The sequence below is a fragment of the Herpetosiphon geysericola genome (assembly GCF_001306135.1).
GTDB classification, from domain to species: Bacteria; Chloroflexota; Chloroflexia; order Chloroflexales; family Herpetosiphonaceae; genus Herpetosiphon; species Herpetosiphon geysericola.
Genome location: NZ_LGKP01000030.1, coordinates 53,812 through 76,363, shown reverse-complemented (window position 1 = coordinate 76,363; position 22,552 = coordinate 53,812). Strand labels below are relative to the sequence as shown.

Below are 22,552 nucleotides of genomic sequence, written 5' to 3'. Positions count from 1 at the left end.
CGTAGGGTTGGTATAATTGCACGTGCTTCATTCTTATCGATAATTCACTCCTCTGTCACGTCGCTTGTGGTTAATCAATACGCGCCTATCCCATCCATGATGCATAACCAAGTTCATCATGGATGGGAAAAGGTGGTAAAGATTTGTTAACAATAGGGGCTGACTTGTATACATAGTATCCTTGACCCATATGTTGATGGTTCTGGTAGGGGAGGAATGTATATTCATATTGATAATTTACCGTTTGTGGAGTATATAAAATAAGCATGAGTGATTGTATCTGGTTTCGTTTTTTGTGGGTTCCTACCCACGTAGGCGGGAATCGAAACCCACCTATAGAGGGCGCATATAGTGAGGTTCGGTGGTATGACATGCTGTCCGATCCCAACCATATTACCCATGGTATTCGATGGAGTGCCATAACCTATAATTCGGACAGTCATGAAGGGATTGCAAAAGGTGATTTTCTTGCTGAGATTCCCATCTTGGAAGAGCTCTTGAATCCTGGCAAGCATCTCATTTTTTTCGCTGGTCCAACGATCATTGCAGTAGGAACGATTATTCCGTCTGCTGGTTTGGGAGAGGAAGCCTTATGCATCAAGGAATAATGATTCAATTTTTATGGATACCAACATCGTTTGGTGGGTCATCGCATCCACCTATGGTATCTATGAATACCGCTATACGGTGGCAACATCCGTGGGAGAATCGAATTCGTCCTATCGTGCGCATTAAATGGTCTTCCCTTCAGTACGATCAACAGACTTGTGAAGGAACTGCCCATGGGTTTATATTGGATGATTCAATCATGCTCAATAAGAAGACGAGTTCGGATAACAGGATTCTGATGCTTCAGGGACAAGCCCTTGTCGCTGTCGGAATTGTCTTGAAGTCTTGGCTTGAGGAATAATAACGAGCCTATGTTTTCAAAACACAGGCCATAGGATTCCCTCTATAGTATCAGTCTTTGCCGCCTAATCGTGAAGTGGTTAAATGTCTCCAACATTAGGCATCTCACGATTAGGCTTATTGATTATCGAATAGAATAATTAACTCCCATTTCTCTAAGGGGATTAATTATTCATTAAGGATAGGGGCTGATTTGTATAACAAATCAGCCCCTATCCTTAAGAGAAATTAACCTCCATTTCATTCTTTCCACACACGATATTGGCGCATGTTCACCACAAACAATCCGCAAACAATCCGCTCCCCTGTATTCTTCCAGTTTTTCACCCCTAAACTCACCCCTTTATGGGGCTTCTTTCATGGCATGCGATGTCCGATCGTTTGGTAGAATAACGTTCGATTGAGAGAGAACAAAGTGGAGCAAGGTTTGCTGCGTACCGCTGTGCGTAGGATTGACAGATCCCTTGTTGCTCATCAGTCATCGATTGTTTTGAGTGAAAGGGCTTTTTTTATGCCTTCCTCCCGTCCGTCGCGCATGCTCGCCATGCTGCTATTCGTCTCGGTGCTCGCCAGTCTGCTCCCACGAGCAACGGTTGCGGCACCCATCGCCCTCGCCCCAACCGCCCGCGCCATTCCGGCAGTGCCGTCCATTCTTGATGAACCCCCACCTGGCCATCGTCCGGCGGCTGCAAAATCGATTATTTCTCCTGACGAATTAGCCGATATTATTAATCGCGCCATTGAAGCCACCCATCAAGGCTCTTTTGATGGCACCTTCTCGGGTGCCAGTCGGCGCGAAGCCTTTCACCACGATACCGCCTACACGCTCACGCCGAATTACGCCGTGCAGACCACGGAGCAAATATCGCAGGTCTTGCCCATCCGGATTCCTGCCTATGCACACGATAGCCTCGAATTCGATTTAACCTTACGGCGCTCAACGGAATTTCTGGGCATGTCCTATTGGGCTGAGCTGCGGATTGATCTGAAACCGATCACGGGGACGGAATGGGTCGAAGGTCCGGGTTTCTATCGCATTGATCCGACGGCCTTACAGCCCAATCAAACAGCCGTCATCACCACCGTTCAGATTACGATCGGGCAAGACCCCAATCTGCTCAAGAATGTTGCCCCCGATGTCCCGATCGAAGTACGGATTGTATGCCAAGGCACAACCCTTGGCTCATATCACTTTCCCAGTAACGCCTGTGAGGCTGCCAACTTCCGCTTTTATGATGATGTGCCAGGGTGGAACCGCACGGATAAAGGCAGTGGCGCAAAGACTTTCTGGCGTGATATGGAGATTGGGATTGCCCACGCCTCCGTCCATGAACTCAGTCCTGAGAATGGGTCTTTCTTTTATGCCCGCTATCGGCTGGATACATCGAGTATGTGGGGTGAGGCGTTTCGCTATACGGGGCCGCGACTGCACTTTCCGCTCTTTGCGCCAGGAACGTCCTTGACGGGCCAATTTCGCTGGGTTGAGGCGGGTCAAAGTACCACTAGTCGTAGCCCGTTTACGTTCCTTTTCCTTCCTGATACGGGCGGGGAGATTGTACTTGCGGCAACGGGAAACCGACCGAGCGGCAGTTTACAGAGTAGTTGGGCACCCTCTCCACCCGTGAGTATTAATCTCGCGGCGGTCTCAGGTCGCAGTGGCCGGATTGCGATTGCCTTTGGGGAAAAAGGAGATGTTTCCACGATCGAAGCGGTTGGGATTGATAGTTTTACGATTGCGGCCAATGGTGAGCCAATCGCATTCCTGAATCCCACCGACCAAGGCTATAACTGTAAATGTACGAAAACCGCCAATGGCGGCTATCAACTCGTCGTTGGCGACCCCGTCAATACGCTCTCGGGTGTGTTGATTGAATCGGCGACCGATATGGTCGTGGCGACGGCGGGCACGCCGTTGAGCATGCAACGCACCTATGTCTCGGGTTTAGCCGATCCGGCGACCATTCCCCAAAGCCTACTCGGTTTTGGCTGGCGCTTTAACTACGGCGAAACCTTAACCTTGCCGACCGCGAGTGTGGGGGCCGAAGCCAACACGATTATCTATGAATCCGCCGAAGGCAATCGCTATCGCTTTAGTGGCTCTGGTACCACCTACCAGCCCGCCATGGGCGTGCGCGCAACCCTGACCGTCGATGGTTCCGACTATCTGGTTACCTTCCCGGATAAGAGCTGGCGGCGGTTTACCGGGGGTGGATGGTTAGTCGAATTGGCTGATGCCGCAGGACGGACCCAGACAATCAGCATGGGACGGGGGACATCCGCTGGCTTGCCCTCCCAAGTCATCGATACGCTCAGTGGTCGCAAACTCACCTTTGGCTATACTATACTTGCGAACGGAGAGAAGCGGTTGACGAGTGTCACCGACGATCTGAATCAGGTGACGACCTATGGCTATGATACCCTCGGCAATCTAACCTGGGTCACCAGCCCGCAAGGGACGATTACCCGCTACGAAACCAATAGCCTCCATCAGATCATTGGGATTGCCAAAGGCTTGACCAGCTACGACACCACCGCCAGCCGCCGCGATTTGGTGATGACCTATACCAATGGGAAAGTCACCCAGCAAGTCGAACGCGATGGCCGTACCTGGCAATATGCCTATGAAACGGCAGCCGATGGCACGCCGCGCACCACCACCACGATCCGGCGCAATGGGGCCATTTTGGATACCCAAGTCGCCCACTATCGCGGTGATAAAACCCTCCAATGGATCGAACACAACGAGACCTTTGCCCATTATCAAACCACCGATGCCAACCTTGCCCCCGCATCGCAAGCCGATGCCAATGGCACGACCCAGTACACCCTGCGCAACGCGGTGAGCTTGCCCACTCGCCTCGAAATCGGGTCGGTTGGCGACCTCCAGCATACGGCCAGCGGCTTGGTCACCTCCATCGAGTATGCCAGCAATAATCAACCGCAGACAATTATTGCGCCGGGCAACCTCGTGACCACCGCCCAATACAACATGGCCAACCAACCCACCAGTATTCAAGTTGGCTCGCTGCCTGCGACCACCGTGACCTACGTTGCAGGGACGCAGTTGCCCGACACGGTGACGAGTCCCGATGGCATTGCGACCAAGTATACCTATACCCCCGCCGGCCAGGTGGACGTGGTCGAAGTCGGCTATGGCACGAGTGTGGCCCAGAAAACCAAACATGGCTATGATGCGATTGGGCGCTTGACCGATGTCACCACCGGCTATGAGACCATCCTCGCCACCACCACCCATACCGACTATCGTCCTGACAACCAAATCTGGAAGGTCACGCAAAACTATACCAACGGCGGGACACCCGTTACAGCATCAGCGAATGCGGTAACCGAGTATGGGTACGATAGCTATGGCCGCCGGATTTGGACCAAAGGCCCCGATGGCCGCTATCGCAATGTCACCAGTTATGATAGTGCGGGACGCGTCCGCTGGGTCGTGGACAATGCGCTCAATGGCAGCGGAGCGCCAAACGTTCCAAGCCTGACGGGTAATCCACCGACCTTCAGCCCGAGCTACCCGAGCGGCAATATCGCCACCCTCTATGGCTACGACTGGCTGGGGCGCACCACGTTGGTCACCGAAACCGGTATTTTGACCGGCACCTTCAATCCGAGCACCTTGCTCTGGAGTGGCAGCACCAGTCGGGTGACCCGCACCGAGTATGATGTACTCAGCCGTCCCGTCACCACCACCTTGAACTATCGCGCCGACATCAATGGTGGCCACTTCAACAGTACCTATCCCGATGTCAATGTCCACACCTACACCTACTATGATGGGGCAGGCAATGTCACGTGGACGGGGGATGCGCTCTTTCGCTGGACGCACATTGAATATGATGCGCTGAACCGCCCCGTCACGACCACGCTCAATTATGAGAATGGCAATCCATTAACGATTGACAGCGCCAACAGCAGTTGGGCCAGTCTGGACACGACCGATATCGTGCAGGTCACTCAGTATGATAGTGCGGGACGCGCCTATCGCAGTGTCGAGAACTACGTCGATGGAACGCAAAATACGCAGCTTGCTGCCACAGGCACGCAGCCATGGCAGATTACCGATGTGGTCACCGATCGCGCCACCTTGCTCGCCTTTGATAGCTTAGGCCGGGTCACCCAGCAAACCCAAAATCCGAACGTCTCGTTCTGGTCAAATGAACCCGAATTCAATCGGGTCACCATGACCAGTTATGCCAGTAATGGTCGCGTCCAAGCAACCCGTGATGTGACCGGCCAATGGACGGTGCCGCAGTATGATGCCCTCGGGCGCGTCACCAAGTCCATCCAAAACTGCCGCACCAATGCTGGGATGCCCTTCAGTGCCTTCTGTGGCACCCAAACCAGCGACCGCAACGTGCCAACCGCGCAATCCCACTATGACGCCCTCGGGCGGGTGTGGTCGGTTACGGAAACCAATGGCACGACCACGCAGACCGTCTATGATGGCCTGGGCCGCGTCGTGAAGGTCACCAAAAATTATCAAGTGCCACCAGCAGGGGCATCCGCAACCGTCAATGTGGCCACTACCACCACCTATGCCGATGCGGCGGGGACGACCGTCACCACGACCGACCCGACCGGCAAAGCCACGATCACGACCCGGAACCTCGACACCGGTATCATGACGGTGACCGCCCCGAGTGGCTTGATCACGCGCACCGGCCCGCGCTGGAGCAAAACCCCCGATGGGCAGGTCAGCGTCAGCATGATCGACGGCCTTGGCCGCACCGTGCAGACCGTCAGCAACTATCAGGATGGCATCGTCACCGGTGCTGATGGCACGACCCGCGACCTGATCAGCCGCACCCAGTATGATGCGGCAGGCCGCACCGTCGCCAGTAGCGATCCGCTCGGCAGTGTCACACGGTTCCGCTATGACTTGCGCGATAACCTCGTGCTGGTCATCGAAAATGCCGATGGGGTCTGTAGCCAAGTCGAACAGAGCGATTGCCAATTAACCACCCAGTATCGCTATGACCGCGCGGGCAACCAACGGGCTGTGATCAATGGCCGGGGCATTACCAGCCGCGTTTCTCACTATGATACGCTCGATCGAGTGCGGAAGCAGGTCGATGCCCTTGGCAATAGTACCACCACCAGCTATACCCTGGTAGGATCAGTGGCCAGTGTCCAACCAAGTGGTGGCACCGCGATTACGACTGGCTATGATGAACTCGGTCGCCCGATCAGCAAAACCGGGGCCGGTGGGGCCAGCCAAAGCTGGACGTATGATACCGCCGGACGACTGTTCACGGCCTTCGATAGCTCCGCGCTCAACACGACGACCGGCAAGACCGGGATCGTCACCTACAACTATGATGCACTCAACCGCGTCAACAGCGTGCAGCAATCCCTCGCCGATGATCCCACCGCTGGCAATTGGTCGCTGGGCTACAATTATGATGCAGCGGGCCGCATCACCTTAATTGGCGGCAATAGCTACGGCTACGATAGCGCGGGTCGCCTGCAAACGATCGGTCGTGGTGGCTTTACGATTGCCCAATACGGCTATAACAGCACCACGGGCCGCGTAGAAACCCTGACCCGCTCGGAAGCCGGCACCAGCCGTGCCGTCGAAACGACCCTGTATGATCCGGTGGGTCGCGTCAGCAGCATCACCGTTGGCGGCGCAACCGGCAGCGGGGCTACCCCCACCGCCCAACTGGCCCAGTACAGCTACACCTACGACCGCGCCAGCCGTCCGCTGACCTTCACCGAAACCCAACTGAATGGCAGTGGGCTAACGGTGACCGAAAACCATAGCTATAGTTATGACAAGCTCGGGCGTTTGGCCAGTGAAACCGCTGGCAGCACCACCACGGGCTATGGCTACGACCGTGCGGGCAACCGCGTGCGGGTGGGCAGCACCACTAATATTCTGTATGAGGCCAACGACCGTCGCACGGGCTGGAGCTATGATGCCGCCGGCAATGTGCTCAACAATGGCAGCCAAAGCTATACCTATGATGGGTTCAATCGCCCCACCACGGTCACCCAAGGGGGCACGAGCTATACCTATCGCTATCACGAGGAAAGTCTGGTCAGTCGTGCGTCCGGGGGAACCCTGACCCATGCCTACCTGACGGATCGCGTCGGCACCTCGTACAGCAGCCTGTTACGGGTTACCAATTTTGCCGGAGCTGATCAATACGCCACGACCTATGTGAGTGGGTTGGGTGGTGCCATTGTGCACCAAGACCAACTCAAGAATGGAGTCAATAACGGCAAGAGTTTCATCATCGGTGATGCCCAACGCACGGTGCGGATGAGCATCAACAGTGCCACCGGCGCGCGCGGCACCCAAGATACGGATGCCTGGGGCAAGGCCTTAACCACCCCGATCAGCCCGATTCGGTATACCGGTGAGTTCTCCGATGCCCAAACCGGCTTAGTCTTCCTGCGCGCCCGCTGGTACAATCCAACCAGTGGCTCCTTCCTGAGCGTTGATCCTTATGCAGGATCGTCGGAAACACCCTACTCGCTCCATGCCTATCAATATGGCTATAGCAACCCGCTGGTTAATACCGACCCATCGGGACGCTGTCTTGAACCAGTCTCCTTCATCCTCTGTGGCATGGCCCTTGGTGCGATGATTGGTGGCGGTAATGCGCTTGTCCAAGAATGGCTGGATGATGAGCCAGGTGTTCAGTGGGGTAATGTTGTTAACGGCGCGCTGGTCGGCCTGATTCTTGGGCATCCTGTCATCGGAACGGCCTTTGCGGTAGGACAGGCTGTCCAGTCAACCCTCGAATTTAGTCAAAATCCTACCTGGGAAAATGCTGGAGCGATGCTCCTGAATAGCTTTGCTGCCTTATGTGGGATAAGTGGGCTCGGAGGGGCTATTTCGGGTGGAAGTGGTCCTGCACTCGCGCTCGCAGGAGGAGGTGCGCTTACGCCAAGCGTGGCTTTATCGCTCCAATCTGCCTCAGGCATGGCTGTTGCGTCTGCGGCAAGTATCAACAATGGACTCAATGTTTTCTTCGCAAAGAAGAAAGGGAAAGCGAATACACCAGAACAGCCCCCACAACCAACAACCCGCGAGCGTATTGCGAAAGATGGTGTGTGGAATAATAAAGATAGTCACCAAAAACATGTTCAGGAATTTAACGGTGCCAATTGGGAGCAATATGACCAAATGGCCCGTGCTAATATCCTTGATCCTGATTCAGTTGAATTTAACTATGATGCAGCAAATGGTATTGAGCGAACCGCCTATTATAATCGTTTTAACCGACGTCTAACCATTACAACAGCAGAAGATAATTTGATCCATTCATTTTACATTCTAAAAGACCCAGACTCGATAGGTTACAGAGATACAAGGGGACGTATACACCTATTTGACAACTTTAAGAATTCAAATTATGTAACTCAACTGGAGGCCCATCAAAATAATAAAAACTATGGAAAATAAGTGAAATCTAAAATGATTCGTTAATTATTTCCCAAAAAGGATTGTAAGTTTCTTTTTGGTGAAAGATGCTTACAATCCTTTTTAATTAAAGTCGTATTAATTGATACCTGAAATACCTATAGTCATAGAGGAATCTTATAATGTCTTCTAAACAGAATCAAATTTATGTCTTTGCTCCGCCGTTTCCAATGACCTTTGGAAATAGGCTGAGTGCGTTACTCGCCGTAATTCGGGGCTATCGTGTGCTTGATAGTGGTTGGATGATCCAGATGTCAACCCAAGCCCTGATGAGTGCTATCCTCATTATCGAGCAAAAAATGCACATAGAATGTTGCTATCTGCTGCATGAAGCGCCTGATGATCCGCTTGTTCATACGTATTATCAGCAATGGGGACTGATGCACACCCTTATCCAAGGCCATCCGTGGACGCAAGAGGATCGCAATGCACTAGCCCATGACTATGACAGTGAACGGCAAGAATTCTTTGCAACGATCGACTGGTGTGCATCGCAACCACCCGAGAAAATCTGGGACACTGAATTGGATTGGGCAACGCTCTACAACCTGCTCGCGATGCGGGATCTCCTCACCTATCTTGGTCCGCAGCGCTTTGCAACACCAGAGCAATGGGCGAGCGAGGCGGTGATGCTCAATGTTGCCATGCTGCTCGCAATTCCCCCAGCGTTTCGTGCGTATCTCCCCTCATGGGCAACGCCCCAAGGCCGTTATCACTCGATCATTACGCCGCCCTTCTGGTGGCATTTTCGCGAAGGCTATACATCCGATGAATGGAGTTCACCGCTTGTCAACTAATTTGGGAATAACTATGTTCGCCACAACAGACCCTACGGGCCAATCGATAAAATCAGAAACATCATTCAGAGTATAGTTCTTTAGTATTGATGACGATGAATCCGACGGATCAGGTGAAGTGAACTCATTAACCACCAAGAATCGCAATGAAGGAATTACTATTGCATCAATAACCATCACCAGTTATATGCAACAGGGAGTCCACTACCGATGCTGTGCACGTGTATAGCCACCATCAGTAATCGGCATCATTAGCGAGTGGGTACAAGGTGATCGATGGATCTGATCGAGGATAATCTTCCCCTTAATCACCCGCAACTTCGGTTGTTCTGTCGTCCCATATTCCTTGTGTAGCAAACTGTCAGTATAGCGTTTAAGACTATTGAAATCAATTATCAAGAACGCACAAAAAGAACCCTACTCTGACGCTGGATTGCGAGGAATCTGACATCAAGATAGGATATACGCCAACCTGACGCGTTTCAACGACACACGCGAATCGCATCGACCAGAACGGCAATACGGGCTGGCAATTCCCTGGGAACTCCCACAGGGTGCTTAAGGTGGGGGTTTGTTTTTAATCGATCCATTGCTTGGTCATTTCTGGCATGAGTGAATGAAAAATCACCTGCATGGGGGAGTATCCAGATCGACGCATCGTGCTATGGTTGCGCAGCGTGGTTGAGGCAGGCTCCTCATGGTCGTGGATCGCTACCCACACCGAACGCGCACGCTCCAACCTGACGAGACCAATGAAGGGAGCAATGCCAGTGATAACCTATGCAGCCCTGATCACCCATCTGACCACCATACTCCCTGATGTCGATGCTACCGCACTGACGGCCATGGTCGCGGCCTTGCCGATCGATCCCTCCGCTCTTTACCACGATTGTTCACCAGAACCAACGCATGCGGAGCTACTTCGTTTTCTCGATCACCTCGGCATGGCCGCCGAAAAGAGCAATCATAAGCACGAGGCCCAGTCCTTCTATACGCTGTTGTTGCAGATCCATGACCAATCGCACCAACGCGATGATGCATTGATCATTTCCGTCCTGATTCGGTTGGGAAAAGTCTTCGAACGGCAACCGAACTTTGCGGCAGCCCAACCGATTTATGAGCGATTAATCAAGGCCCAAAGTCACATCGATGGCGGGTATAGCCAAGCAATCAAACGGTCGATCGCCGCCTTAGGATTTACCCATCAAATGCTTGGCAACTTTGTCATCGCTCAAGCGTTGTATACCCATGCCCTCATGCTCTGCGAACGGCTTGATGGCCCCATCCATCCTGACACCGCCATGGCCCTGATTAATCTTGCTACAGCACTCCAACGGCAGGGCCTCTATGCAGACGCGATTCCCTACCTTGAACGGGCGCTCGCCATCCGTACCCGTCTCTTAGGCGAGCACCACATCCACACGATTATGCTCATGGGGAGCCTTGCGATAACCTATGAGTTCGATGGACGGCTCGTCATTGCGGCGGCCCTCTTGGAGCGGGTGGATGCCTTAAAAAAAGACTATCATGACCGCATGACTGCCGATCCGGCTCCCGCAAGTGAAGTTAACCACTCGGCCAGCGAATCATGACCGTCCATCATGTGAACAATCAGCAAAGATTGATTCCTCGCCGAATCAATCATGCACGCGCATACCATGGATCGCCTGCGTACAACGCCGCCAATCGTCGATTGATCATCACATACCTGCGCCACCGCTGGCCACCATGCGCTCGTCAGGCGCTTTTTCTTTCGCTTGCAACCAATTCATTCCATAATTTTGTAAGACTTAAGAACGAATGTTGATGCAATCGACCTGCACCCTCGCTCGGCATTATTTAGCACGCCCGTTCGCTACCTATTTTCGGAGCTAGCTGGGTTGCTACGCTCAATTCCCCCGCCTGACCAATGACATGATTGATTCCTCGCATAATCAATTATGCACCCGCATAGAACGGATCGCCCACGCAAAACAGCCTGACTGACATCCACGATGGGACCACCATGGGTCGGCGGTCGTAGTCCTGTCCCTGATACAGACGCGCCCATGGACGGATCAGCCAGAACCGCATGGCCATTGCGCTAGCATCGCTGGTATCCCGCTCGCGCGTCAACGGTTCTCTTTTTTATCACCAAACACCCGCTGTACCTCCTTAAGGATACGCGCTTTGGCCCAATCAGTCACGACATACCGCGATGAACGCTCGTTCCCCACGCGCATTTCTTTTTTTGCGATGATCCTTAAATCACATAATGTTTGGAATATCGTCGCATTCCCAAATGGTACGTGCGAAACATCTCGGTCATGATCCATTAAATCAAGCATGGTATAGAGGTCTCGGCTACTTAACCTATTAATAAACGCAATGCCCTGCTTTTTCTTCACGCGTCGTTGGATGCCATACGTGAGTAGCCGAGACACGCTCTTCACAACGACAACGACCGTTAAACCACCCGCAAGCAACAGCCCCCACAGGATCGTCGCGTGCTTCCTATCCAGCACAGGATCGACATACAGGATAGTCCCACAGCTGATGATACTGAAAAGACTGATCTTCAGTGACCGTCCATGGGTGCGCATGAACGCCGCAACACACGGGAGCCGACTCTGAACGAGGCGGGTTTCGACCGCGCGGAGGAGCCGATACACGATCGTGAAACCGACAACGACCGTTAACCCAATCACACTACAGAGTCCCCACAGAAGACTCGCTTGATAGCTATCCAGCGAAGGATGTCCATACAGGATACACCCAGCGATGATAATCGTGAAAAGACTGACATTCAGTGACCGTCTATGGGTGCGCATGAACGCCGCCACACACGGTATTCGATCACGCATCGCTGCTCCTCCAGCTCCGTCATTCATGGCATGCTCCTCCTGTCCATTACGCACGACCGTTATCCGCTCCATCGGCTTGGACTGCGGGATTGCTCGGTGGCGCAGCCATCGTCGGCACTCCATCGACAGCTAAAACAACGCCATGATTGATTCCTCGCCGAATCAATCACGCGCCTGCGTAGAACGGATCGCCCGCACAAAACGCCGCCAATCGTCGATTGACGGTCGCCTGACTGAATGTCCGCTGGCTCGTCGCGGACTTTTTCTTGGTCTTGCTGGTTCCTCCGGCGTTGTTCGTGCGCTTCTTGGCCGCTGCCTTGGCCCGCCGTGATCGGGCAAGTTTCTGCGTGTAGGCGTAGGCGCCGCCTGAATCTTCTTCGGGTCCAGGCTGTGCGCCGCCCGTGCAACGGGGGTAGCGTGCGCGGGGATTCATCGGCGTACAATCCTCAATAGCGATGGCGTGGAGCCAGTAATCGCCAAAGTCATACACATAATCAAAGAGATCGCCATGCCGCACCCCCAGCTGCCCTAATGTCATCGCCTCGTCACAGACCGCGCCATGCAGCCGAAATTCATGCAAATGAACGTCGTCCCACTCGAAGGCGATCTGGAGATACGTGTGCAGCTGGGCCAAGGTCGTCTCGCTGGTGACGACGAGCCGCCGCCAGATTCGTGGCGTGACATCCTCAATCGTAATGACCAGCTGATAGGCACACGGCAAGGCGGTGGCCCTGCTCGGTCCGAGCAGCGATTGCTCGCGCATAGAGGCATGCAGTGCTGGCGATGGCAATAATTGATTTGTTGGATAATCAATCATTGCTGGTAGCGTGGTCGAGGACTGGGCCAACGAATCCCATGCCACTAGCTCGGCATGGGCATCCTCAATCAGCATCGCAATCACCTGTTCTTGACTGATGAATGCGTCTCCTTCTGCCTCGCGCTCGCGGCGGGTCAAGTCCACCAGCTTCGCCTGAAGTGCGGGATCGCGCAACCGCACGGCGGCGATGGGGTTTAAGCTGGGCTTGCGGCCAGCACCCGAACGACGGCCACCATTCTTTTTTCGCCCATCAGTCATAGGGATCAACTCTGGATACTCGCTCTTTTCTGCTGCTGGCTATACTACCCCATGCGTGGCCATGCAGGCAAATATCCGTCTTTTCCACTATCGTAAAGGATACTGGATAATAAAAAAACTAGCGTCGCGATGCGCGCTGAGACATTGGGCTGGCCTATATCACTCCTATACAGGGTAATGTAGTAGCCCGTCGTAGCCAAAGTCATGGTATTACTGCTTCTTCTGGCCTTTTTTATGTGCGTGCCGAGATTTAAAGAGATCAAGAATATCATTCGAAAGTTCATCAATACCAAGGTGCTGTTGAATACCTGTAACAATATTTTTTGTTTGTTTATCAAGGAATTCTTTGGAGTTATCAGCATCAAAATAATCGGAATCTCTCTCAGGATCTATTCCATGATCATAGATATACTGCGTGAACATCCATATATCACGGCTTATTTGTTCAGGCAGAAAGTTTATCCAAACCTCCATCTTTGCCGTAATTTCATCATATAACCGTTCGATTGTGGGCCTTACTGTTTTATAATCGATTTGCGATTCATAGTCACCCGGTAGTTCCTCCTCAAGCCAATTCTCGGGCTCATGCATCATTGCAGCCCTAATATACTCATTGTGATAATAGCCGCTTGCATCTTCTAAGGTGGCAGAAATAAGATTGGTTATCTCGATAATACGATGAACTAACTCAAAATAAAGTTCTAATTGTTTGGTATACAGCGCCTGACGCAGCGGAGACCGCCGTTCCTTTGTCATAATGATCATCGTACCCATAGAGAAAGCAGCACCTTGTCAAGGCCAGTTTTTTTTTGACCCAGATCGTCAGGGAAAAATGACCCACCCTCACAAAATTAAGCTCCGGTGGTGGTGTCACCTAAGGTTCGCTGGCGCATCCGGTAACTCCGACCATTGATCGGAATGACCTCGGCATGATGCAACAAGCGGTCAAGCATGGCAGTGGCCAAGACATCATCGTCCAAGAGGCCGCCCCATTCCGCAAAGGTCAAATTACTGGTTAAGATGGTCGGATGGCGTTCATAGCGAGCGGTTACCAGGTCAAACAACGCATGGGCATGCTCAGGCCGCAGCCGGGTATAGCCAATTTCGTCGATCACCAGCAGCGTTGGCTGGCGGTAGCGCCGCACGACCGTCATACCACCTCGCGCAGTCGGGGCATCGAGCTGCGCCACCAGTTCCCGTAAGGTCACAAACTGTACGCTATGGCCTGCGTCCAAGGCAGCGGACTCTAACCCACAGGCCAAGTGGGTTTTCCCGACACCTGGTGGTCCCATGAACACGACATTCGTCGCGGTCTGGATAAAGCTGAGGCTGGCCAATTCACGGACAATGCGCTCCGACACACTTGGTTGGAACCGGAAATCGAAGGCCTCCAGCCGTGCGGCAAAGGGTAACCGTGCAGCTCGCCAGCGGCGTTCTTGGGCACGCTGTTGGCGGCCAGCGACCTCGACCGCTAAGGCGCGGGTCAACAGTTCTTCATACGACCACTGGGCTTGGCGGGCTTCGGCCAAAACATCGGCATAGACGCTTGCCAAGGTCGTCAAGTTCAACGCTGCACAGACGGTTTTCATGCGCCAACCTCCGCAATAATCCCATAGATCTGGTCATACTCGGCTAATGACCGTCGCACGGGCAGCGGTGCGGTGACCTGATGACCAATCGGGGTCGGGCTGGGCGCATGCGTGCTTGCGGGAAGGATTCCGGCAAACTGGGTCGGATGCTGCACCTGCGTTCCCGAGCGCAAGCGCATGGGATGGCGGGCAATTTCCTGACCATTTGACCAGATCAGAACATCCCCATGCCGGACTCCGACTTGGACAACCCGTCCTGCTGCGTGGGCGCTGGATGGCACGCCATACAAAACGCCATCGAAGGAGACAAACCCATCGTTGGTGACCCGACGGCTCCTCAAGCGCAAACCGTTCCCATGCAAAGCCGCTGGGCAGTGGGCGGAGGCCTTCCTCAACCCAGCGATCAAGCGGTGGAACATGGGTTGTGGCATGAACCCGTTGGTTGCGCCGATCACACCATGTCTGCGCTTGGGCGTTGAGATCCGCGAGGTCGGTAAACCGAACACCCGGCCAGAAACTCTGTTTAATCACCCCAATCGAGCGCTCCACTTTGCCCTTGGTCTGGGGGGCATAGGGTCGGCAGACCCGTGGAGTCACCCCAATCGCCGCCAGAAAATCAGCGAATTGAGGGTTCCAGACAGGCGTTCGGCCATCCATCTGCAAGAGCACACTTTTCATGCGATCGGCCAAGATCGTCTGGGGCAGGCCATCAGATACTGACAGGCCTGCATCAGACAGCGGATCAGCGATGCGGTATCGCTGCGTTTGGTGAAACACACAAAGCGCATCCGTGAATAACTCAAGACCGCCGTAAAGCCATAGAGTTTGTGCATCTGGCCATCTTGTTCATACAGAAACTCCCCCCAATCAATCTGGAGTTGCTCGCCTGGCGTGGTTTCGTAGCGGCGCACCGGACGACGACCAGGCCGTGGTGGACGCAAGGGCTGCACAAAGAGCTTGAGTAAACTGCGGGAACCCGTATAGCCACTGGCTTTGAGCCGCTCAAACATGGTTTCGCAATTAAAGAGGCGATCCTCGGTCAACCACTGACGAATTTGGGCCTTGAAGGGATCAAGTTTGGATGGCCGACGCGGACGGGGTGCGGCTTCGGGCGTACCACGAAGATATTTCCGCACGGTATTGCGGGCGATGCCAGTTTCGAGGGCAATGGCCCGAATCGAATAGCCTTGTGCCAACAGATCACGAATCGTATGCACGGTGTTGCTCCTAAGCATCGGCCCTCCCGTCATGGATAGATGACGAGAGTGTAGACCGAATTAGGGCTGGGTCAATTTCGATTGGCGATCTGGGTCAAGTATAGCCTGGCTTTGATACACCTACAACAATACTTACTATCGCAACCCATGCCTCTGAAGTCATTATATGTTCTCCTAGCTATACCGAAACAATCTTCATCGCAGTTGCCCTACAACCACCATCCTATCACAGCACTATTTTAGTCAAGCATCGACCCACCGCTGTTGTGTTGCATCCCACACGTAGCGAAATGGAAACCGATGGGTATTCGTGGCCATGAGCAACTGGCCGTCTTCCCAGGGCTGCCAGCCCCAAGAACCATCATACGTGATCGGCTGCGCTTGCCGAAGATAGCGTTTGACATGCTGTTGCAAATAGATAAAAAGGCCATTCTGAATGGTGGCTTTCGGTTGTGATGCACGCACATGCACAATCACCTCTCCTCTCGCGGTCGTGAGCACAATCTGGGTCACAACATGCTTGTGATAATGATGCAGAATGTAATAGGCTTCACGGACTTTCTTTCCCGCCGGAAAATAAAAATCGATCAGCTTGACGAACCGGATTTCTTCCCGATTCGGCTTTCCTTGTGCAGCCTGCACCGTTTCTTCGGCGGCGACTTCCTGGGCTTGTGCTTTTTCTTCGGCAGCGGCTTTCTGCGCTTGCATGGCCAACAGTTCAGCCTGCGCCTTCTCTTGGGCAATGGCTTCTTGCGCTTGAGCGGCCAGCAGTGCGATCTGCGCCTTCTCGGCGGCACGCTGAGCGGCTTCTGCTGCGGCTTGACATCGCGTACACATCCAACGTGGCGGGCTGCCGCGACCCTCGATAATCAGGAGTGACGCGTTAGGTCGCCATGGAATAGGCCCCTCATAAAGTCGCACATTACCAGCAACCTCAATCCACTCGACAGCCTCTTGGGCAAAATAGGCTTGCTTGTCCTCATGAACAGGATGGGTCACCACAACCTCAATTGCCCCAACCACCTTCCCTTGTCGGATGAGGGCAATATCGGGTCGAAAACTATCCATACGATATTCAATTGCAACCGTATCCCAGTCTTGCAGCCAAGGCCGTCGTGACCAGGCACCACAACGATTCTGACATGGGATCGCAATCCGCAGCGCCGAGGCATCCCGCAGCTGCGTGCCAAGATAACATTTCGTATTTAAGTGGAGGGCGGTTTCTGGGTTCGTGGTGGCACAGGTGGCCCCTGAATAATGGGCATAATGGTGGGTTCGCTTCGTACCCAGCTTGAGCAATACCGGTTCACGGCACACGGGGCAGATTGCAGCTGGGCGCTTGCTGGGAGGCAGGTGCGCAAAATCAGCAAGCGCATGCAGGGTTTCATCAACGAGTACCCATTGTGGTTCGGTAAGGGTATGGGCCATGGGTGATCCTTTCAGCGCATGAAAGGGAATACTAACCAGTCGTTGCAATACCCATTCATTCTACCAAAAACGATACGAGTTAAGCACCATGGATGCGTTAGGATGGTTCATGCGCTGGCGGCTGAACCTGATAGCCCTTCGCAATCGATCCACGTTCAGCGTCACCACGGGTATGATCGGGAATCCAGATCATGCCATGCTTGCCAGCTTGGCCAAACATGGGGCGTTCCGGGTCATAATACTTAAAATGACCCCGCACCACATGGGCGCGGCGTGGCTCCTCGGCTTGCCCATGGCCAATCGTCTCAAAGCCTCCTTTGGCGCGTGGCCGGACCTTCAAGAGGTAATATTCGGTTGGCTCACTCCCTGCACCCGCTTTCCGCTGATAGTGCCGCCGTTCGTCATCCGTTGGAGTCAGATGCTCAGCGGGGCAGGATAGATGCATCGCGTTAATCGCCTTCAGGCTATAGACACAATGCAGTGCCGCGCCTGGCACACGGCTTTGGCCAATCTTCGCATACTGGGTGGGGTTGGGCAGCAGCGGAACCCCTTTCAACATGTCATTGATAATCTTGCCCTGCCGATCCAGAAAAACGACCGCCAGCTGCTGATACCCATACGTCCCTTGGCCTTTAATGGACATAAAGGCTTCAAGCGTCAGAGTCCAGCGCGTTCGGTCAGGGGTTGTAGGGTGAATGCGATCGGTCGTCGCGCGAAATAGCACACCCCGTTGGCCAACGATAGCTCCCGACTCGCCCACGGTCGTTGCTTCGACGAAACACGCATGAAATGGCGGTGCCACAATTCCATAGCTGGAACTAGGATAGCGCGGAACATCAACAGGCAGCGCGTCGATGGCATCGGCAATCGATGAGGCATCGATCACGGGCATGGGGGGCAAGCCAATTTTCCAGCACAAACGGTCGTACAAACGCATAGGGCCATCCTCCAAAACACGGCATCCCGCTTCTCATGGGCCAGCCTATCAATTCGGGAAGGCATCCGGCGGGTTGGTCAATTGCTGATTAATAATCTCCATGAGCCGCCGCTGGTTGGCCTCCGTTGGGAATATCTTTCCCTGTAACGCTAGCTGCACCACTTCTAAGGCCTCGCGGAGCAACAAGTATCCTTCTTCACCAACCGCATCGAAGAGATCCCCATTCGACAAGTCGGCAATAATTGCATCAATATGGGCCAAGGCTTCTGCTTTTTGCATGATTATCTCCTTCTAGGTTCATCCTATCCAGAGCCACACAACCGCAATTTCTGGCATGGGCGAAACGAAATGCAAAAATCTCTTCGTCACGGCCCTCGGGAAGCGCTCATGCTAGGCCATCGATGGGTGAGGAAACCTTGCATTCTTTCCAGCATCGTGAGGGATACAGGACAAAAGAAAAACCAGCGTCGTGATGGGCGCTGGTTCGTTAATGATAATCCTCTCGCGGGGATTAAGGCCATTCCAAGCTGGTACCAACTAATACTCCAACTGTAACAGTTAGTTTTAATCCTCTCGCGGGGATTAAGGCCATTCCAAGCGCATTGATAGTGTTATGGAGGATAGTCTGATGGCTTGTTTTAATCCTCTCGCGGGGATTAAGGCCATTCCAAGGGGTTGGTAAGAAATTTTATATTTTCATGAATCCAATCGTTTTAATCCTCTCGCGGGGATTAAGGCCATTCCAAGGAGGTTGACTTTGGTTAGCCTCTTTGAACTGGTCGAGTTTTAATCCTCTCGCGGGGATTAAGGCCATTCCAAGTCCTCTGTGTCCACGTTTGCAAATGCGCCTGCTCGACGAGCCGCATTCAGAGGCATTGCGTGATCATCACCAGACATGATGGATACAGACGTAATAATTATGTCAAACAAAGAGTGGTTGTTTCATAATCTGTGTCCATTATACCAAATCTGTCAATCGCCTTATAATGCCGCCTTCACCGTGCTTACCGTATTCATCGCTACACCAACCACTGCCACTTTCTCCCGTAGCGATGTCCCGTGCGTGCGACACACCATATATGCCTGACGGCTACGCTTGGCCACCATGAGACAAAAACGCGCAGTTCACCCCATGAACCGCGCGTTCGCCGTTACGTGGCGAGAACGTCGAGGCCCATAGCATACCAAATCAGTGGCCCTCGCGCAACACGGAGCTGCAACGCGCATGCGGTTTCCGTAGCACGCACGCTTCATTCAGTGCATGTGCGCAATGGATGGAGCTGGTGGCTCAGAATCTCTATGAACCTGCGGTCATTGGTAAAGGCGACGAGTAATCACCCTTGGACGGCCACCATGGTGATTTCCAGCGACTCCCACACCAGGCGAAAGCCTGCCTCCGCTTGGCGAAAGTTGATTCCACGCCGCTCGCACAGCATCAGGGCAGTGCGTCTGTCTCGCCTGTTGATGGGCTGCGAACGGCTTGGTCGTGCGGGATACCGCGTGCGCGATCCTCCTGGCGCCAACACGGGTGACGCTTACGCCACCAGTAGTCAATTTCCGTCGCACACACGGGACATGTCCATCGCTTCGGCTTGCGCTTCGTCGTTGCATGCGCGGTCGGGAACACCTGGCGAGTTGGATTCGCTGCACAGTGGGCTTCGTGATGCTGCAACCCCGTGGTTGAAACCGCTAATTTCGTATGGCAATAGCGACAAAATTTCTGCATCGCATCCTCCTACAGCGACACCTACTACCGGGACTGACTTTATCCTCACGGGTCACCCATCATCGCTGTGTGGGCTGCCTGAATGATTGGGACGGCCATCAGGGTTCCCGTGCCCGTGCGGTCGCGTTCGGCCTGCGTCAATTCCATGAGCAGCAGCATGATGAGCGGATCATCCAAGTCGATGCGCCGCACCCGTGGGTCGGGTAGCCACTCGTCACCCATCACTGGCTCCTTTCGATGCTAGCCCCACCACCGCTGCACCGGATAGGCATCAAACGCACTGTCCCGCCCAAGAATCGGAATCTGCTCCACGATAGCTTGGGCAATCAACATGCGGTCAAACGGATCGCGATGATGAAACGGCAGCGTGACAATCTGCTCCAGATGCAGCGTCGAAATCCCAAACAGCAGCATGCCATTCTGCGGCACCAGCTCATGCACCAGTTCACGCAGCGACATGCCCAAATCGAGCTTGCCCAACGAGATTTTGATCGCCATTTCCCAGATGCTGGCCAAACTGACTAAGCGCTGGGCGTTGGGCTACTCAATCCGCGCGCGCACCGCTGCGGGCAGCTGCGGATCACCTGCCAAATACCAGAGCAGCGTATGCGTATCGAGCAAAAACCTCATGCCGCATCCTCCATCCCATCCGCAAGCGGGTCGTCAAAATCGGCACGCAGGCGAATCTTGCCACGGGCGCTGCCAAACTGGGGCGTGCCTGTGGCGACTGGAATCAGTTGGACGGCACTGCCATCAGGGCGCGTGATAATCACTTCGTTGCCTTGGGTGGCGGCCTCAATCAGTTCGGCTAATTGCTGCTGCGCTTTCGTTATGTCAATTACCGTCATCATATCCTCCTTGTAGTCGGTTAGCCGCCGTGAAGCTCCAATGGATCGTTCATAACATCGTGTGTGCGCTGATCCTCGGTGTCAATCTCGGTCAATGCTTCGGCCATCCTGATTCCTTTCACACTATGCCGAGTATACCGAGAGCGGGGCGCGCTGGCTAGCCTAACAACACAAGTCCTGTCAACACTACACCGACCACCGTTGCAGCCCGTATCAGATAGAATGATGCGCGGCGAAACCAGAGCATGCGCTCCAGCGGGCCAAAAAAACTCATAATCGTGGCGATTCCCGAGCCAAGGATACAGCCATAAAACAGCCAGATGGCGAGCATCACCAGCAAATCCTTCATTATTGCTCCCTATGCGCCAAGATTCCAAAAAACAATACACATGATAATGGCGGAGAGACATGCCCTGCGGGCATACCTGGCCACTGTTTGCCATCGCCCGATCCAATCCGATTCGCTGAAGATCGCGGCGATGCTTGCACCAACGGCAATGCCGATGCTGACCAGTGCCAGGATAAAACACCACAGCGCTGTACCAGTCATGGGCCGCTGGCTCTGCAGCAGCCAGAATTCAAAGCGGGCGGCTGCGGCTGGCTCGATCCAGGTAGGGATGCTCACCCCAATGAAGGCAATCGCCGCCATAAAACTGCGAGCCGCAACATTCCGAGACCAGAACGGTGGATCGGATTCCGGCAGCCAATACACGATTGCTGCGATGATGGATACGAACAAGCAACCCATGGCCATACCAACGCAAAACCACTGGATAGTCGTGGGATTCATGCCGTATCCTCCTCTTCCGGCAGCGGGTCAAACTGCTCGTTATACGTCGCGGTTCGCCAGGCTTGATACGCCAACACATCCTCGCGCGTAAACAGGTAGCGGGTGCGCTGTTTGCCTTCTGATTTGAAACTGGGGACGAGGCGACCTGCCATGATTTCCTGATGAATCATCGGCTGCGAGAGCTTACACAGTTTGGCGACTTGGGTCGTCGATAATAACTCATGCATCTTCCGCTTCTCCAGTGATTGCCTGATCAGTCGTCCGATCCGGCACAAACCGCACGGTCTTGCCTGTTAACACCGGAATGTATTTGCCATTCGCGATCTGGTGTTCAGTAAGGAAGGTTTTCACCGTTAAAACAACTCCGGTATGGCTACTCGGCTTCACCTTATAAATTCCCTGCCCGTGTTTCTCTGGTTCCTCGGCAGCCAGCAAGATCACCGCATTACCTTTCATTTGAAGGCCAATCCAGTCAGGATTCCCGAGATGATCATAGACATCCTTGCCAAATGCCAGAAATCGATCTCCATGAACCCGCACAAAGCGACTTGTTCGACGACCTTTGTGCGGGTTTGCGGGCGCGCCATAGGCGATAACCGTCGGCGTTCGCTTCGGTGCCGCCGTGCAGGCGGCGCACCAATCGCCAAGTGGGATATGCTGCTCCGCTTGGCGTAAGGTTGGATAGCTCGCTTGTTCTTGATGGGTTTCGCAGACCACCACCCACGGGTGATCTGCTTCGATCCCTGCTTGCTCAGCAACGTACAGGGTCACGGGCTGTCCGGTCGTGCGGCTGATACTTTGTTTCACCCGTCCAGGAATGCCCTGATCGGCGTAGGTTCGGTCGGTCGGTCGGGCCATACACGCCTCCATCGGTCATAGTTATGGGTCATTGCTTAATTCCTCCTCAAACATCATTCCTTAACGTGCGGATGCGCCATGG

The 22,552-nt window shown here is 53.8% G+C and carries 20 protein-coding genes and 1 CRISPR repeat array; of the genes, 4 read left to right on the top strand and 16 right to left on the bottom strand.

Annotation, left to right across the window (positions count from 1 at the left end):
* Positions 1-371 precede the first annotated feature (371 nt).
* The 4 genes from SE18_RS19650 to SE18_RS19630 all read left to right on the top strand — a co-directional run bounded on the left by SE18_RS19650 (position 372) and on the right by SE18_RS19630 (position 10,751).
* Positions 372-608, top strand: coding sequence for a hypothetical protein (locus tag SE18_RS19650; RefSeq protein ID WP_152976695.1), 237 nt, complete (start codon positions 372-374; stop codon positions 606-608).
* Between the two features lie 812 nt (positions 609-1,420).
* Positions 1,421-8,344, top strand: a complete 6,924-nt coding sequence (locus SE18_RS19640) for an RHS repeat-associated core domain-containing protein (RefSeq protein WP_083470029.1) — start codon at positions 1,421-1,423, stop codon at positions 8,342-8,344.
* Positions 8,345-8,613: 269 nt separating this feature from the next.
* The gene (locus SE18_RS19635; RefSeq protein WP_152976694.1) at positions 8,614-9,159 is read left to right on the top strand and encodes a hypothetical protein; all 546 of its coding nucleotides are present in this window, start codon (positions 8,614-8,616) and stop codon (positions 9,157-9,159) included.
* Between the two features lie 764 nt (positions 9,160-9,923).
* On the top strand, positions 9,924-10,751 hold the full coding sequence (locus SE18_RS19630) for a tetratricopeptide repeat protein (RefSeq protein WP_054536172.1): 828 nt from the start codon (positions 9,924-9,926) through the stop codon (positions 10,749-10,751).
* Positions 10,752-11,270: 519 nt separating this feature from the next.
* Here SE18_RS19630 and SE18_RS19625 read toward each other — a convergent pair.
* From SE18_RS19625 to SE18_RS19555, 16 genes are all read right to left on the bottom strand, one after another.
* Complete coding sequence (locus SE18_RS19625; protein ID WP_054536171.1) at positions 11,271-12,029, bottom strand: hypothetical protein; 759 nt, start codon at positions 12,027-12,029, stop codon at positions 11,271-11,273.
* Positions 12,030-12,168: 139 nt separating this feature from the next.
* The gene (locus tag SE18_RS19620) at positions 12,169-13,077 is read right to left on the bottom strand and encodes a plasmid pRiA4b ORF-3 family protein (RefSeq protein ID WP_054536170.1); all 909 of its coding nucleotides are present in this window, start codon (positions 13,075-13,077) and stop codon (positions 12,169-12,171) included.
* Positions 13,078-13,287: 210 nt separating this feature from the next.
* On the bottom strand, positions 13,288-13,851 hold the full coding sequence (locus SE18_RS19615; protein WP_054536169.1) for a hypothetical protein: 564 nt from the start codon (positions 13,849-13,851) through the stop codon (positions 13,288-13,290).
* A gap of 77 nt (positions 13,852-13,928) precedes the next feature.
* Complete coding sequence (gene istB / locus SE18_RS19610) at positions 13,929-14,666, bottom strand: IS21-like element helper ATPase IstB (RefSeq protein WP_054536168.1); 738 nt, start codon at positions 14,664-14,666, stop codon at positions 13,929-13,931.
* Entirely contained in the window at positions 14,663-15,013 is a 351-nt protein-coding gene (locus SE18_RS28035; protein ID WP_236706925.1) for a Mu transposase domain-containing protein, read from the bottom strand. Before SE18_RS28035 ends, istB begins: the two co-directional genes overlap by 4 nt.
* 327 nt (positions 15,014-15,340) lie before the next feature.
* Positions 15,341-15,883: an IS21 family transposase gene (locus tag SE18_RS19600; protein WP_054536166.1), complete on the bottom strand. Its 543-nt coding sequence runs from the start codon at positions 15,881-15,883 to the stop codon at positions 15,341-15,343.
* Between the two features lie 243 nt (positions 15,884-16,126).
* On the bottom strand, positions 16,127-17,311 hold the full coding sequence (locus SE18_RS19595) for a competence protein CoiA family protein (RefSeq protein WP_054536165.1): 1,185 nt from the start codon (positions 17,309-17,311) through the stop codon (positions 16,127-16,129).
* A gap of 97 nt (positions 17,312-17,408) precedes the next feature.
* Complete coding sequence (locus tag SE18_RS19590) at positions 17,409-18,248, bottom strand: hypothetical protein (RefSeq protein WP_054536164.1); 840 nt, start codon at positions 18,246-18,248, stop codon at positions 17,409-17,411.
* Between the two features lie 48 nt (positions 18,249-18,296).
* A complete protein-coding gene (locus tag SE18_RS19585; RefSeq protein ID WP_054536163.1) occupies positions 18,297-18,527 on the bottom strand; it encodes a hypothetical protein in 231 nt (76 codons plus the stop codon).
* Between the two features lie 211 nt (positions 18,528-18,738).
* Positions 18,739-19,068: a CRISPR direct-repeat array (repeat unit 37 nt; unit sequence GTTTTAATCCTCTCGCGGGGATTAAGGCCATTCCAAG).
* Between the two features lie 951 nt (positions 19,069-20,019).
* Positions 20,020-20,196, bottom strand: a complete 177-nt coding sequence (locus tag SE18_RS27590; protein ID WP_160319530.1) for a hypothetical protein — start codon at positions 20,194-20,196, stop codon at positions 20,020-20,022.
* A gap of 18 nt (positions 20,197-20,214) precedes the next feature.
* The gene (locus tag SE18_RS19580) at positions 20,215-20,490 is read right to left on the bottom strand and encodes a type II toxin-antitoxin system VapC family toxin (RefSeq protein WP_330218469.1); all 276 of its coding nucleotides are present in this window, start codon (positions 20,488-20,490) and stop codon (positions 20,215-20,217) included.
* Between the two features lie 110 nt (positions 20,491-20,600).
* The gene (locus SE18_RS19575) at positions 20,601-20,825 is read right to left on the bottom strand and encodes a type II toxin-antitoxin system Phd/YefM family antitoxin (RefSeq protein WP_201783515.1); all 225 of its coding nucleotides are present in this window, start codon (positions 20,823-20,825) and stop codon (positions 20,601-20,603) included.
* A 154-nt stretch (positions 20,826-20,979) separates the two neighbouring features.
* Positions 20,980-21,171 carry a hypothetical protein gene (locus tag SE18_RS19570; protein ID WP_054536161.1) on the bottom strand — a complete coding sequence of 64 codons (192 nt, stop codon included), beginning with the start codon at positions 21,169-21,171 and terminating at the stop codon, positions 20,980-20,982.
* 9 nt (positions 21,172-21,180) lie between these two features.
* Complete coding sequence (locus SE18_RS19565) at positions 21,181-21,612, bottom strand: hypothetical protein (protein ID WP_054536160.1); 432 nt, start codon at positions 21,610-21,612, stop codon at positions 21,181-21,183.
* Positions 21,609-21,839 (bottom strand): helix-turn-helix domain-containing protein, encoded by a 231-nt coding sequence (locus tag SE18_RS19560; RefSeq protein ID WP_054536159.1) that lies wholly within the window; start codon positions 21,837-21,839, stop codon positions 21,609-21,611. Before SE18_RS19560 ends, SE18_RS19565 begins: the two co-directional genes overlap by 4 nt.
* Complete coding sequence (locus tag SE18_RS19555) at positions 21,832-22,470, bottom strand: hypothetical protein (RefSeq protein ID WP_054536158.1); 639 nt, start codon at positions 22,468-22,470, stop codon at positions 21,832-21,834. The genes SE18_RS19560 and SE18_RS19555 overlap by 8 nt, the downstream gene beginning before the upstream one ends.
* Between the last annotated feature and the right edge of the window lie 82 nt (positions 22,471-22,552).

Excerpts from the sequence above, each read along its gene's own strand:
- SE18_RS19595 (WP_054536165.1), bottom strand. The coding sequence starts at position 17,311 with ATGGCCCATACCCTTACCGAACCACAATGGGTACTCGTTGATGAAACC.
- SE18_RS19560 (WP_054536159.1), bottom strand. The coding sequence starts at position 21,839 with ATGCATGAGTTATTATCGACGACCCAAGTCGCCAAACTGTGTAAGCTC.
- SE18_RS19630 (WP_054536172.1), top strand. The coding sequence starts at position 9,924 with ATGCCAGTGATAACCTATGCAGCCCTGATCACCCATCTGACCACCATA.
- SE18_RS19620 (WP_054536170.1), bottom strand. The coding sequence starts at position 13,077 with ATGACTGATGGGCGAAAAAAGAATGGTGGCCGTCGTTCGGGTGCTGGC.
- SE18_RS19565 (WP_054536160.1), bottom strand. The coding sequence starts at position 21,612 with ATGAATCCCACGACTATCCAGTGGTTTTGCGTTGGTATGGCCATGGGT.
- SE18_RS19640 (WP_083470029.1), top strand. The coding sequence starts at position 1,421 with ATGCCTTCCTCCCGTCCGTCGCGCATGCTCGCCATGCTGCTATTCGTC.
- SE18_RS27590 (WP_160319530.1), bottom strand. The coding sequence starts at position 20,196 with ATGGGTGACGAGTGGCTACCCGACCCACGGGTGCGGCGCATCGACTTG.
- istB (WP_054536168.1), bottom strand. The coding sequence starts at position 14,666 with ATGAAAACCGTCTGTGCAGCGTTGAACTTGACGACCTTGGCAAGCGTC.
- SE18_RS19555 (WP_054536158.1), bottom strand. The coding sequence starts at position 22,470 with ATGGCCCGACCGACCGACCGAACCTACGCCGATCAGGGCATTCCTGGA.
- SE18_RS19650 (WP_152976695.1), top strand. The coding sequence starts at position 372 with ATGCTGTCCGATCCCAACCATATTACCCATGGTATTCGATGGAGTGCC.
- SE18_RS19585 (WP_054536163.1), bottom strand. The coding sequence starts at position 18,527 with ATGCAAAAAGCAGAAGCCTTGGCCCATATTGATGCAATTATTGCCGAC.
- SE18_RS19575 (WP_201783515.1), bottom strand. The coding sequence starts at position 20,825 with ATGATGACGGTAATTGACATAACGAAAGCGCAGCAGCAATTAGCCGAA.
- SE18_RS19625 (WP_054536171.1), bottom strand. The coding sequence starts at position 12,029 with ATGAATGACGGAGCTGGAGGAGCAGCGATGCGTGATCGAATACCGTGT.
- SE18_RS19615 (WP_054536169.1), bottom strand. The coding sequence starts at position 13,851 with ATGGGTACGATGATCATTATGACAAAGGAACGGCGGTCTCCGCTGCGT.
- SE18_RS19635 (WP_152976694.1), top strand. The coding sequence starts at position 8,614 with ATGTCAACCCAAGCCCTGATGAGTGCTATCCTCATTATCGAGCAAAAA.
- SE18_RS19570 (WP_054536161.1), bottom strand. The coding sequence starts at position 21,171 with ATGAAGGATTTGCTGGTGATGCTCGCCATCTGGCTGTTTTATGGCTGT.
- SE18_RS19590 (WP_054536164.1), bottom strand. The coding sequence starts at position 18,248 with ATGCGTTTGTACGACCGTTTGTGCTGGAAAATTGGCTTGCCCCCCATG.